At 50.7% G+C, this 12,773-nt stretch carries 13 protein-coding genes, 4 tRNA genes and 1 pseudogene; 14 read left to right on the forward strand and 4 right to left on the reverse strand.

What is annotated here, in order from left to right; all coding sequences use genetic code 11:
* Positions 1-120: 120 nt before the first annotated feature.
* The 13 genes from thpR to BUB67_RS11740 all read left to right on the forward strand — a co-directional run bounded on the left by thpR (position 121) and on the right by BUB67_RS11740 (position 10,432).
* The gene (gene thpR, locus BUB67_RS11685; RefSeq protein ID WP_073239648.1) at positions 121-687 is read left to right on the forward strand and encodes an RNA 2',3'-cyclic phosphodiesterase; all 567 of its coding nucleotides are present in this window, start codon (positions 121-123) and stop codon (positions 685-687) included.
* Between the two features lie 111 nt (positions 688-798).
* Complete coding sequence (locus BUB67_RS11690) at positions 799-1,413, forward strand: flavodoxin family protein (RefSeq protein ID WP_073239612.1); 615 nt, start codon at positions 799-801, stop codon at positions 1,411-1,413.
* Between the two features lie 3 nt (positions 1,414-1,416).
* Positions 1,417-2,418, forward strand: a complete 1,002-nt coding sequence (locus BUB67_RS11695; protein ID WP_073239613.1) for a deoxyguanosinetriphosphate triphosphohydrolase — start codon at positions 1,417-1,419, stop codon at positions 2,416-2,418.
* A gap of 201 nt (positions 2,419-2,619) precedes the next feature.
* Positions 2,620-4,434, forward strand: a complete 1,815-nt coding sequence (gene dnaG / locus BUB67_RS11700) for a DNA primase (RefSeq protein ID WP_073239614.1) — start codon at positions 2,620-2,622, stop codon at positions 4,432-4,434.
* Positions 4,431-5,525, forward strand: a complete 1,095-nt coding sequence (gene rpoD, locus BUB67_RS11705) for an RNA polymerase sigma factor RpoD (protein ID WP_073239615.1) — start codon at positions 4,431-4,433, stop codon at positions 5,523-5,525. Before dnaG ends, rpoD begins: the two co-directional genes overlap by 4 nt.
* A 101-nt stretch (positions 5,526-5,626) precedes the next feature.
* A tRNA-Asn gene (locus BUB67_RS11710) sits at positions 5,627-5,701 on the forward strand.
* A 7-nt stretch (positions 5,702-5,708) separates the two neighbouring features.
* Positions 5,709-5,783 (forward strand) — tRNA-Ile (locus BUB67_RS11715).
* Positions 5,784-5,800: 17 nt separating this feature from the next.
* Positions 5,801-5,876: transfer RNA gene (locus BUB67_RS11720), tRNA-Glu, on the forward strand.
* A 7-nt stretch (positions 5,877-5,883) separates the two neighbouring features.
* Positions 5,884-5,959 (forward strand) — tRNA-Val (locus tag BUB67_RS11725).
* 118 nt (positions 5,960-6,077) lie between these two features.
* Positions 6,078-6,227: a hypothetical protein gene (locus BUB67_RS16460; RefSeq protein WP_159431839.1), complete on the forward strand. Its 150-nt coding sequence runs from the start codon at positions 6,078-6,080 to the stop codon at positions 6,225-6,227.
* 273 nt (positions 6,228-6,500) lie between these two features.
* A complete protein-coding gene (locus BUB67_RS11730; RefSeq protein ID WP_143157072.1) occupies positions 6,501-8,387 on the forward strand; it encodes a methyl-accepting chemotaxis protein in 1,887 nt (628 codons plus the stop codon).
* 193 nt (positions 8,388-8,580) lie between these two features.
* A complete protein-coding gene (locus tag BUB67_RS11735; protein WP_073239616.1) occupies positions 8,581-9,309 on the forward strand; it encodes a tRNA (adenine(22)-N(1))-methyltransferase in 729 nt (242 codons plus the stop codon).
* Positions 9,310-9,316: 7 nt separating this feature from the next.
* A complete protein-coding gene (locus BUB67_RS11740; RefSeq protein ID WP_073239617.1) occupies positions 9,317-10,432 on the forward strand; it encodes a Nif3-like dinuclear metal center hexameric protein in 1,116 nt (371 codons plus the stop codon).
* Positions 10,433-10,469: 37 nt separating this feature from the next.
* Here the strand turns inward: BUB67_RS11740 and rnhA are convergent, their stop codons facing one another.
* Together rnhA and tnpA are read right to left on the reverse strand one after the other, a co-directional pair.
* Positions 10,470-10,937 (reverse strand): ribonuclease HI, encoded by a 468-nt coding sequence (gene rnhA, locus BUB67_RS11745; protein ID WP_073239618.1) that lies wholly within the window; start codon positions 10,935-10,937, stop codon positions 10,470-10,472.
* Positions 10,938-11,000: 63 nt separating this feature from the next.
* Positions 11,001-11,189: pseudogene (tnpA, locus tag BUB67_RS11750) on the reverse strand (IS200/IS605 family transposase); the annotation flags it as partial.
* Positions 11,190-11,371: 182 nt separating this feature from the next.
* Between tnpA and BUB67_RS11755 the strand changes: the two are divergent.
* Positions 11,372-11,773: a hypothetical protein gene (locus tag BUB67_RS11755; protein ID WP_143157073.1), complete on the forward strand. Its 402-nt coding sequence runs from the start codon at positions 11,372-11,374 to the stop codon at positions 11,771-11,773.
* Between the two features lie 61 nt (positions 11,774-11,834).
* Here the strand turns inward: BUB67_RS11755 and BUB67_RS11760 are convergent, their stop codons facing one another.
* Both BUB67_RS11760 and BUB67_RS11765 read right to left on the reverse strand, forming a co-directional pair.
* Positions 11,835-12,335, reverse strand: coding sequence for a hypothetical protein (locus BUB67_RS11760; protein ID WP_073239621.1), 501 nt, complete (start codon positions 12,333-12,335; stop codon positions 11,835-11,837).
* A 141-nt stretch (positions 12,336-12,476) separates the two neighbouring features.
* Complete coding sequence (locus BUB67_RS11765; RefSeq protein ID WP_073239622.1) at positions 12,477-12,626, reverse strand: DUF1540 domain-containing protein; 150 nt, start codon at positions 12,624-12,626, stop codon at positions 12,477-12,479.
* Positions 12,627-12,773: the final 147 nt, after the last annotated feature.

Consider the following 12,773-nt stretch of genomic DNA (forward strand, 5'->3'; position numbering starts at 1 on the left):
AATATTAGAAACAAAATCTGTTTACTACAGGTACATGGGCTTATTCAAAACTATTCCTGGTCAAAAGGATTTATTTTGGGGTCCGTCGAATTAACCTGTATCAAAGGAAGGCAGGGTTTTATGAACAAACTGAGGCTGTTTATCGCCATTCATCTTCCCGACGGATTAAAGGAACAGTTGGTAAAAGTACAGGATGCGCTGCGGCATACCGGGGCCGATGTAAAGTGGGTTGCCAGGGATTATTTCCATGTTACCCTGAAGTTTTTAGGAGAAACCCCGGACTGTCAGGTTCGTGACATTGTGCAAGCCATGGGCCGGTGCTGTATTGGCTTTTCTTCCTTTAAACTAAACCTTAGCGGCCTAGGCACCTTTCCGCCCAGAGGAAAGCCTAGGGTGGTCTGGGCAGGCCTGGGGGGAGAAAAGGACATCCTGCTGGCCCTGCAGGGTTCCTTGGAACAAGAATTACATAAATTGGGTTTTCCCCTGGAAGGGCGCCCATATTCCCCTCATTTAACCCTTGGCCGGCCCAGGCAATTTGGGGAGATGGATCCTCTGGTCAGGGAAATTGAGAAACAAAAACAGACGCTACGGGAAGAGTGGCAAGTCACGGCCATTCATCTTATACAAAGCACCCTCACGCCTCAAGGACCTATTTATACCACACTTGCCACGGTACCCTTGAGTTAACGGGGGTCTAATCATAAACTCTCCGGCATAAGTTCTTATAAACATGCAATTTCTATATTTTTCTTACCTCTAACGCCTCACCTCTCACTTCGCAAATGAGGAGGTTAATTTATGCTCATACTTGCACTAAACGGCAGTCCCCATACCAATGGCAATACAGCGTTTATGCTGAATCAGGCCCTGGAAGGCGCCGGTGAAATGGGGGCCGCCACCAGGCTGGTTCATGTGGCGGATATTGTCAAAACGCCCCGGAAATTATTTTGCGATGCCTGCACCAATCCCTGTGCCGGTGTTTGCTATCAAGGCACCCCGCTGGGAGATTTATTCGATTTGATTAAATCCGCGGACGGCATCATACTGGGGAGTCCGGTTTATTTTGGCACCGTTGCATCACCGTTAAAACTTCTGTGGGATAAAAGCAGGGCTTTGCGAAAGGAAAAGGCCCTGGTGGATGTGGTGGGCGCAGCGGTATCCGTGGGCGCTTCCCGGTTTGGCGGACAGGAAAGCACCGTCAGGGCTCTGCAGGATATCATGCTGGTGCATGGCATGACCGTTGTGGGGGATGGGGCCTTTGGCGACGATGCCGGCCATCACGGGGCCAGCGCCCAGAGACCGGCCAAAGATGATCCCGAGGCGGCAAAACGCTGCCGCATTTTGGGGCGCCGGGTGGCTGAAGTAGCCCAGGCCACCGCTCCTTTACGAGAAAGGAAAAAGGGGCAGGATTAACTTATGGATATCAGGCTGCGGACTGAAGAATTGGAAAACAAAAACCTGTCACCCTATGCCTGCCGGAGCAGTATGAGCAGAGGGAGAGAACGTTCCGAAGAACCCTGCCCGGTCCGCACAGTTTTTCAGCGAGACCGGGACCGCATTATTCATTCCAAGGCATTCCGTCGTCTAAAACTAAAAACACAGGTATTTATTATTCCCGAGGGGGACCATTACCGCACCAGGCTGACCCATACCCTGGAAGTGGCGCAAATCGCCAGGACCTGTGCCAAAGCTCTGGGCCTCAATGAAGATTTAACCGAGGCCATCGCCCTAGGGCATGACCTGGGACACACCCCCTTCGGTCACGCCGGGGAACAGGTGCTGGACAGGGTTTACGCTCCCGGGTTTAAACATAATGAACAAAGCCTCCGGGTGGTGGAACTGTTAGAGGGCCAAAAGGGCCTGAACCTCACCTATGAAGTGAGGGACGGCATTTTAAACCATACCGGGCCTCGCAAACCCGTAACCCTGGAAGGGCAGATTGTCAGGATCGCCGACCGCATTGCTTATATCAATCACGACATCGACGATGCCTTGCGGGCCGGCGTATTGAACCAGCAGGACCTGCCCGGGGAGTGCTTACGGGTGCTGGGTGCAAGCCACAGCCAGCGGATCAATACCATGGTTCTGGATTTGGTTCAATCAAGCATGGGCAAACCGGAAATCACCATGAGCCCGGCAGTGCAGGAGGCCATGGACAGATTGAGAACCTTTATGTTTGATCATGTATATATTGGTTCAGAGGCCAAAAAAGAGGAGGATAAAGCCCGGCATGTGGTGGAAGGGCTCTATTTGTACTATGTAGAACACCCCCATTTGCTGCCGGATTACCTGCTAAGCAGGGTGGAGCAGGAAGGCATAGCCAGGGTAGTGGTGGATTATATTGCAGGTATGACCGACCGGTTTGCGGTTGCCCAGTATAAAAAATTGTTTATTCCCAAAGGTTTTCCCCTGGGATAACCGGTGATGCTATATTGATTGTAAATATTGGTAATAATAAAGCTATTGCCGTAAGAAAAAATGTCGAAGCGTTGCAGGAAATTTTTTAGCAACAGCGAATAAACTTTAAACTGTAGTTCAGATTCGGGTTTCTTCCAGTGGCAGGAAAAGCACCCTCGGACAGAGAAAACGTTAAGTATTTGCGGTAGAAGGGTGGTTTTTATGGCAGGACGGATCCCGGATGCCGTTATTGAAGAAATCAGACAAAGATCCGATATTGTTGAAGTTGTTTCCCGGTATGTCCGTTTGGAAAAGCGTGGCAAAAATTATCTGGCCCTTTGCCCCTTTCACCAGGAAAAGACACCTTCCTTTACCGTCAGCCCTGAAAAGCAGGCCTTTCACTGCTTTGGCTGCGGTGTCGGAGGAAATGTCTTTAAATTTCTCATGATGGTGGAGGGTCTTTCTTTCCCGGACGCAGTCAAATCCCTGGGCGCCAAGGTGGGAGTTGAGGTTCCGGAGGAAGCGTCGCCCGCGGAGCTGGCGCGTCAGGGAAAAAAAGACAGGGCCTTTAAAATATACGGCCTGGTCAGGGATTTTTATCGTATCCTGCTGGGCAAAGACATTGGCGCCAGGGCCCTTCAGTACCTGGAGTCACGCAACCTGTCAGGCGCTGCCAGAGAAACCTTTCAATTGGGTTATGCGCCCCCCGGTTGGGATAACCTGATCAAATTTTTGGCTGCCAGGGGAATCAGAGAAGAAGAAATGGTTAAGCTGGGGCTGGCGCAAACCAGGGAGACCGGAGGTTGTTACGACCGGTTCAGAAACAGGGTGATGTTCCCCATTTGGGACAGCCAGGGGCGAGTGGTGGGGTTCGGCGGCAGGACCATGGGAGATGACAATCCCAAATACCTGAACTCTCCCGAAGGTGAGTTTTTTAATAAAGGCCAGCTTTTATACGGTCTTCATATTGCCCGGAAAGGTATCCGAGAGATTGGTTATGCCGTTTTGATGGAAGGCTATATGGATGTTGTTTCCACCTACCAGCATGGTGTCACCAATGCCGTTGCTTCTTTAGGAACCGCCTTCACGAGGGATCAGGCCAAATTATTAATGGCTTACACCCATGACGTGGTCATTGCCTATGATGCGGACGCCGCCGGTGTCAAGGCAGCCGTCCGGGCCGCTGAAATACTGCAGAATTCAGGATGTCAGGTTCGCATTGCCACCATCCCCGGGGCCAAGGATCCCGATGAATTCATCCAGAAAAACGGCCTGGCTGGCTGGCAAAAGATTATTGAAAATGCTGTCCCCCTGGTACAGTATAAGCTGATGCAGGCAGTTAAAACATATGGGCTGCAAAACAAAAGGAAAGTCCTTCAGGAGGTGTTACCTAACTTGGCTGCTGTGGCCAGTCCAATTGAATTAGAAGAAGCCATCAAACAAACGGCCACGGTTTTACAGGTGAATTGGGAGACCGTGCTGGAGGAAATTAAATCATTCAGGAAAAATACCAGAAAAATATCCCAAATTGGGGATAATTCTGTAAAAAATAGCCATAATATAGCGAGCACGTCAAATTCTTTGTCAACCGCCCAGCCTAGGGATGCCCGTTCCCATGCTGAGGCAGGGATCCTTCGATTTGCTTTGGAAAACAAGGTGTGGTTGGAACGAATTGTGGCGGAGTTGGGCCGGGAGTTCTTTCAAAACCGAGATTATCAAGGGATTTTCGATGCTTACCTGGCAAGCGGCGTAGAACAGCCCCTTTCCGGATTGTTTGATTTACTGGACGAACCCCGTCAAAGGGTTTTAAGCAGTATTCTGGTACAGGAAATACCCGGGGAAAATATTGATCAAATGGTAACAGATTTCATTACTACCATCAAGAAGTCCAGTGAAAAGGCCAGACTGGAAAATCTGCTGGCACAGTTGGCAGCGGCCGAAAGGGCCGGCGACACTGAAAAAGTCCGCAGTCTCAGTCGCCAGATTCACATGACTATGAATAAAACCGAGTGGCCCGAAAGGGGAGTGGCAACATGAGGGACGAAACAAAAGTAGAACAAGTTAAAGAACTGATCGAAAAGGGCAAAAAACGAGGCGTTCTAACCTATACGGAAATCATGGATACCCTGCAGGGTACTGAACTGTCGCCGGATCAAATTGATGACATTTATGAAAAAATTGCCGCCATGGGTATTGAAGTCGTCCCTGAAACCACCGATTTGGAGCCACTGGAAGTAGACGACACCGTTGACGCCCCGCCTGAAGAGGTGGAAGTTGACCTCACCATTCCCGAGGGTATTGGTATTGACGACCCGGTAAGAATGTACCTCAAGGAGATAGGCCGGGTCCCCCTGCTGTCTCCCGAAGAAGAGGTGGAGCTGGCCAAGCGTATGGAGCAGGGAGATGAGGAGGCAAAGCGCCGCCTGGCCGAGGCTAATTTACGGTTGGTTGTCAGCATCGCCAAGCGTTATGTGGGCAGGGGCATGCTGTTCCTGGATTTGATCCAGGAAGGCAACCTTGGCTTGATTAAAGCGGTGGAGAAGTTTGATTACCGTAAGGGATATAAATTTAGTACCTATGCCACCTGGTGGATTCGCCAGGCAATTACCAGGGCCATCGCCGACCAGGCCCGGACCATTCGTATTCCGGTCCATATGGTGGAGACCATTAACAAACTGATCCGGGTTTCCCGACAACTGCTGCAGGAACTGGGCAGAGAACCAACCCCCGAGGAAATCGCCAAGGAGATGGATATCTCCAGCGAAAAAGTACGGGAAATCATGAAGATCGCTCAAGAGCCCGTATCCCTGGAGACCCCCATTGGTGAGGAAGAAGACTCTCACCTGGGAGACTTCATTGAAGACGCGGATGCCCGAGCCCCCGCGGAGGAAGCATCCTTTACTCTGCTGCGGGAACAGCTGGATGAAGTCTTGAAGACCCTTACCGACCGGGAGCAAAAAGTTTTGCGCCTGCGCTTCGGGCTGGATGACGGCCGTGCCAGAACACTGGAAGAAGTGGGTCAAAAATTTGGCGTGACCAGGGAACGCATTCGCCAGATCGAAGCCAAGACCTTGCGCAAACTCCGGCACCCCAGCCGCAGCAAAAAACTCAAGGATTACCTGGATTAAAACACATGTTTAACATAAAAGTTAAAAAAATAGGGGATAAAACAAAAATATAAGGTTGACCTCACAATGTTGTTTTAGTATAATAATTTTCGTGGTGATGCTCCTCGATAGCTCAATGGTAGAGCAACCGGCTGTTAACCGGTAGGTTGCAGGTTCGAGTCCTGCTCGGGGAGCCAAAACATCGGGCCTATAGCTCAATGGTGGAGCATCCGGCTCATAACCGGCGGGTTCCAGGTTCGAGTCCTGGTGGGCCCACCAAATAATATGTGAGAATCGGCCCCTTGGTCAAGTGGTCTAAGACACCGCCCTTTCACGGCGGTAACACGGGTTCGAATCCCGTAGGGGTCACCATATATCAGGGCGATTAGCTCAGCTGGGAGAGCGCCTGCCTTACAAGCAGGATGTCGGCGGTTCGATCCCGTCATCGCCCACCATTGAAACCTCACTGTTTACAGTGAGGTTTTTACAATTCAAGTTAGGGACGGTTCTTAACTTGAATTCGACAATTTGTCGAATTCAAGTTAAGAACCGTCCCTAACTTGAATTGGAGAGATGGCGCCCGATGGTGATGCCGTCCGGCGTGGCAACGAAAATGCCGACCCCGTGTTTAACCTCCAGCAGCCCGATACCGGCCAGGGTCTTACGGCATCCCTGTATTTATTGCCGGGACATCATTCCACCAAGGAAAAACAATTAAAATAGTCTTTTTGCGATCCTTCTAACCGCAGCGATTTATGGCACATTCACAATGTTTTTGGAAGTACCCACGCCTGTTGGCATTTTGTTTTAATATCAGGTCAGCAAGCCTCTGTCTACATTTAGACAGGGGCTTATTTTGCAAAAAATTGTCGCCAGGTTTACAGTATTTTGGCAATAAACATGACATATAGGGCCGGGACATTAATGATAATTTAATATTATATGGAATAAAAGGTTAAAAATTTCCTAAATAGGTAACAGTAAGGGGTGCGGTGGGTGCTGCAAAGTGTTAAAACAAAGTTATTAATTCCCCTGGTCATGCTGGTGAGCATCTCCCTGGTTACAATGGTGACGCTGGGGTACCGGCAAATGAGAGACGCCATTTTACATCAGGAGCAGGTCCGCTACCGTAACATCGAGTCCATTGTCAGGAATGACCTGGAGGCGGTGTTTGCCTCCGCCAGGATGGGCCTCAGTGCTGTGATTCATATGCCGGATATCCAGAAGGCCTTTGCCGAGAGGAACAGGGAGGAACTTTTCCGGCTCACTGCGCCGGTCTTTGAACAGGCCAAAAGGGACGGCATAGAACAAATTCAATTTCATGTACCGCCGGCCACTTCCTTCCTGCGCCTTCACCAACCGGAAAAATTTGGGGATGATTTGTCGTCCTTCCGGGCCACCGTTGTGCAAAGCAACAAAGAAAAGAAATGGGTGGCCGGGCTGGAGGAAGGACGGGGGGGCTACGGCTTCCGGGTTGTTGCCCCGGTTTATTACCAGGGCGAACATGTCGGAAGCGCTGAATACGGCATGGGCTTTGATTCCAAGCTGCTGGCCCGCTGGAAAGAACAATGCGGAGGGGAATTCTTTATGTACCCCTACGCCAGTACCGGTGTGGCCTGGCAAAAGGTTGACAAAGACAAACCCCTGGCCGGAACAACCGGCAAGGACCCTTTGGCGGTGGATGCCGGAGAGGTAAAGAAAGCCATGTCCGGCAAGGGATATCATCTGGTGTACCTAAACGGCGCATCATCGGCTGTGCTGATCATTCCCATTTATGACTACAGCGGTCAGCCCATCAGTTATGTGAAGGCCAATCTTGACCGCACAGAGGTATTAAGGCAGTTGGATAAGGTGCTCAAAGACAGCGCCGTTCACCTGGTTCTTTCGCTGCTGGTGATGGGATTGATTATGTACTGGTTAATCGGTAAAATCCTCAGGCCCCTCAACCGGATCTCTGAACATATGACTGTGGTGGCCCAGGGGGATCTAACCAGAGATTTTCACGTCCAGGGCAACGATGAGGTGGCCAGGCTGGGTCACAGCTTTAACACCATGCTGCAGAACTTCAGGCAGCTCATGGGTCAAACCTATAAAGTTGCCGGGCAGCTTATCGATTCCAGTAAAACCCTCAACATGTCTTCAGAAGAAACCAGCGCCTCCCTGCAGGGAGCCAACGACCAAGTGGAACAGCTGGCTTATTCACTCAAGGATTTGAGTGCCATTGCCCAGGAGGCCGCCGATTATTCCCAGCAAGCCTCCCGGGCTGCCGAAGAGGGCCAGCAAGTTGTGCTGCGGGCGGTTCAGCAAATGCGGGTCTTACATAGCATGGTGGAGAATCTGGCAGGGGATACCGGTAGTTTGGGGCATAAGATTGAGGACATTAGCAAGTTTGTGCAGCTTATTGGCGATATCGCGGAACAGACCAACCTGCTGGCCTTAAACGCGGCCATTGAAGCGGCCAGGGCTGGGGAACACGGCCGGGGCTTTTCGGTGGTGGCCCAAGAGGTCCGCAAACTGGCGGACAGGTCCAACCAGGCGGCCAAAGACGTAGAAAAGATTATCCAGGAAATTACCGAGCAGTCCCGGGATGTCATTTACAGCATGGGTGAAGGGCTAAATGAAGTAAAGACCGGGCATCAATTAATCGATGAAACGGGCGAAAAGTTTCATTATATTAAAACGCTGGTGGATTCCCTGGTGGAACAGTCTCGGGCGGTGGCGGCAGCCTGCTCCCGGGCCACGGCCAACAGTTCGGAAATTGCCGCTGCTGTTCAACAGCAATCGGCAGCGGTCCAGCAGGTGGCTTCTTCCGCCGGCGTCCTGGACCAACTGGCTCAGGATTTGCAGCAACATATAGGAAAATTTAAAAGTGATGTATGTTAGAACCGCGCCTGTCCTGATACCTGCTCTCCGGGTTTACTGACCCGGAGCTTTTTTGTGGGGCTGCATCCCGGCGAAGGTTGTCGAATTAATAATATATTGAAAAATGGCTATGCTTTTAAGGAAAAGCTTAGAAATAAAAGGAGTTTGAGGGTTCGCCAGCGAAATAAGCTGTTAGAAAGGTAAGGATTTCAGAATGATTACAATCAGCAATCGTTTAAAGATCCTGGCAAACTACGTACCCGGCGGAAGTATCGTGGCTGATATTGGCACAGACCACGGTTACCTGCCTGTTTACCTTGTTTTGACCGGTATTTCACCCAGGGCTATCGCTGCCGATATTCGCCGGGGCCCCCTGGAAGCGGCCCGCGCCAACGTCCACCGGTACCGGGCGGTAGATAAGATCGATCTTCGTCTGGGGAACGGTTTGCAGGTGCTCCGGCCGGGGGAAGCGGATACCATCGTCATTGCCGGCATGGGCGGAGGTACCATCAGGGATATTTTACAGGCTTCTCCGGAAGTGGCGGCCGGCGCCCGCAGGCTGATCTTGCAGCCCATGGCCGATGAAAAGGAGCTGCGGCAATTTTTGTTACAGCATGGATGGACCATTGTGGATGAAACCCTGTTGCTGGAGGATGGCAGGCTGTACCTGGCGGTGGCGGCAGAGAGAGGACACGAGGAGATCAAAGACCAGCTGATGCTGGAAATAGGCCCCAGGTTATGGGAGAAAAGACATCCTTTATTGACGGAACATTTACAAAGACTGAGACAAAAATACCGGCGCGTTCTGGAGGGTTTGCAACAAAGCAGTCAACCGGCGGCCAGGGAAAAAGCCGCCGGGATCAAAGAAAGATTGGCGGAACTGGAGAAGTTGGCAAAGTCTCTGCAAAATGATAAAAATAATATGAGTGAGATAGGGGGTTGACAGGAGCATGGCAACTGCCAAGGATATAACCGATATTATCGAGGGGCTTGCCCCCCGCTGGCTGGCGGAGGAATGGGATAACAGCGGCTGGCAGCTTGGGGACCCCCGGGCTAAAGTAAAAAAAGTGCTGCTGGCACTGGACGTGGATGACGTGATCCTGCGGGAGGCCCGGGAGAAAGATATCGATTTAATTATCTGCCATCACCCGCTGTTTATGAAAGGGATCAAAAGTATCCGGTTGGATGAGCCCCGGGGCGCCCTAGTGGCCGAGCTCATTAAAAATAATATCGGAGTTTATGCTGCCCATACCAATTTGGACAGCGCTGCCGGTGGCGTCAATGAGCTGCTGGCGGAACGCCTCGGCCTGACAAATTCAGAAATTATGCACCCGTCCAAAGGGGAGAAATATTGCAAACTGGCGGTTTTTGTGCCGGTGGATCATGTGGAAGCCGTGCGGCAGGCTGTTTCAGAGGCCGGCGCCGGTTGGCTGGGGAACTACAGCGATTGTACCTTCCAGGTTCAGGGTACAGGCACCTTCCGTCCCCTGGCAGGAACCAATCCCTACATCGGACGGCAGGGTCAACTGGAAAAGGTAGAGGAAATCCGCCTGGAGACCATTGTCCCAGCCGCCAAAGTAAAGACCGTACTGAAAGCTATGATGGAGGCGCACCCCTATGAAGAGGTGGCCTATGACCTCTATCCGCTGGAAAACCGGGTTGGTTCCTCCGGTCTTGGCAGAATCGGTAATTTGAAAGAGCAAAAAAGTTTTGCCGACTTTATTATTTCCGTCAAAGAAGCCCTGGGTCTGGCCACCGTAAAAGTGGGCGGCGGTATGTGGAGGGATGTCCGCAGGGTGGCTGTTTGTGGCGGTTCCGGGGGAGAACTGTGGCCTGTTGCCGCCGCCAGGGGGGCGGATGTGTTCATCACAGGCGATATCAAGTACCATACGGCCCAGGATATGCTGGCAGCCGGCTTGAATTTTATTGACGCCGGCCACTTTGCCACCGAACATTTGATATTGCCGGAACTGCAAGACAAACTGGTTAAGGCCTGCCGGCAAAATAAGCTGGACGTTACGTTTGAATTAACCAAACGCCAATCCGATCCCTTTATGTTTATTTAGGGATAGCGGGCTATTTGCCCCTGTCCCTTTATGATTTTTACCGGGGATCAGGCGGCAAATCCGGTTGTTTGGCTGCTTCCACCGCCAGCCGGTCGCAGCGTTCATTTTCCGGGTTGCCTGCATGCCCCCTCACCCAAACGAACTTAACATGATGGTACTCGCACAGCTTTAACAACCTCTCCCAGAGATCCGCATTTAAAGCGGGCTCTTTGGGGTTGCGCATCCAGCCGTTGGCCCGCCACTTTTTGGCCCACCCTTTTTCCATGGCATTGTATAAATACTGGGAGTCGGTATAGAGGGTGACACTGCATCTTTCTTTAAGATTTTCCAGTGCTACGATGGCGGCAAGTAATTCCATCCGGTTGTTGGTGGTATCCCGGAACCCCCCGGACAGTTCTTTGCGGTGGTCTTTGTACAGCATCACCACCCCATAACCGCCGGGTCCCGGATTGCCGGAGCAGGCGCCGTCTGTATAGATGGTAACATGTTTAAGATGTGAACTCATAAACCAAACCTCATTTCCTATTATTTAGTGTATGATTCCACTATTTACCGTGACGACTCCCCAGTGGACGTGGTCTGGCATTACCTCAAGGGCAACAATTTCCCACGCCATTGCCTTTGCTACCTGCCGAAGAATTTCTTTTGCCCTGGATGCCACATGCCCGACTAATACCTTGCGCCGGTACTTGGGTATCCACACTATGTGATAGTTAATATGGTATCGTGAATGTCTTGTTGATTTAACCTTATCCATATCTAAAATTTACCATACTCAAAAGAAAATACTCAATACTTAAAAACCAAGCCGCCTTTCATCCCCGGACTGCGGTCCAGAGTTTTCCCGGCGGCTAAAGTATAAAAATTACCGGCAGCCACCCTAAAAATTGCGCATGTGAGCTTATTGATTATGATATGATAAAGTCAGGGGGGATTTTGGTGAATAATGCCAAAATAATCAAACTGGCTTTACTTTTATTGTCGGTTTTTCTTCTACAAGGGTGTCTACTCAAAAAGTCCGATAAGCAGCCAGTAAAGTTAGATGCCGTTGTCAGCAAAGTCAAAATTGAATCTGTGGTCAGCCATCAAGAGGCGGGCTGGCTGAGAGTTTCTGGTAACATAAAAAACACCTCTGAATATCCGGTAACTTCCGTTGAAGTCAAGCTAATCCTTACGGGAGACGCAGAGGTTTTTGACGCCAGGCACCTTATACTGTCCCAGGGAAAAAGACTGGAACCCGGGCAAACCGTTACCTTTGACAGTACCTTTGATTACGGAACGAAAGAAATTCCCAAAGTTACAGTCGATGCCGCTGTTGTGACCCTGCAGGTGTTGGAATAACTCCAAGTCAAAGAATAAGCCGTCATGGTGACGGCTTATTCTTTACAGTAACGACCCGTTATTATTTTTCTTTTTCTTCCTCTTTAACGTCTTTGACCTCCATCATACCGGGCGGCATCATGGGGCCGCCGGGCATCGGGCCCATGCCCATGCCGGGAGATATGGGCCATCCGGGAGGCGGACAATCGCCGGGCTTCGGGCACCCAGGCATCATACCGGGTCCCATACCCATGCCAGGGCTGACCGGGTACTGGGGCATGCCTGGATAGGGTTGGGGCGGCGGGCAAATTTGATCCATGGCGCCGGCCACCTGAACAGCGCAGACATTCCACAGGGGGATAATGGTGGCCTGGGTGTTGGCGCTGGTGCCGTTATGCAGTTCAATGTAATCCTGGCCCACCGCGTGCAACATGCCTGCCACGGGAGCGGCGCCGGGACAGTTCAGAGACACAGTAATCCTTTGATGCAGCAGGTCGCACAAACGCTGCATGAAAGTGGGGGCCACCATGGTTGGCATTGTCGGCTGCATCATACCGCCTTTCGCTTCCACTTGTTCACTCATAATTAAATCAAACCTCCTAACAAGAATTTGCTATATATTATTTCAACAAATGTAAAAAGGTGCCAAAAATAAAAATACCGGTCAAAATTAGACCGGTTTGTCAATTCAAGTTAAGAACCGTCCCCGACTTGAATTCGACGTTTATGCTTTGGGCTTGAAGGTATCGCATTGTGTTTCTTCAGAGGTCTTGGAATTTTCAGCGCCGGAACGATTCACTTGAATCATCGGTGCGTCACACATAACGTTGGAGTTATATGTGCACTCGGTAACAGTGCATTTAATGTTGGGCACTTCATTTCACCTCCCTGCTCAGATTATTTATAGTTTGCCCAGACAGGGAGATAGAATTCATTTTTTAACACCAATTGTATAATTATAATGCATTTATTATAATTAAACAATAAGTATCCAAAATGCATACAAAATATTTCCCGAATT

The sequence above is a fragment of the Desulforamulus putei DSM 12395 genome (assembly GCF_900129195.1).
In the GTDB taxonomy this organism is placed as follows: Bacteria; Bacillota; Desulfotomaculia; order Desulfotomaculales; family Desulfotomaculaceae; genus Desulfotomaculum; species Desulfotomaculum putei.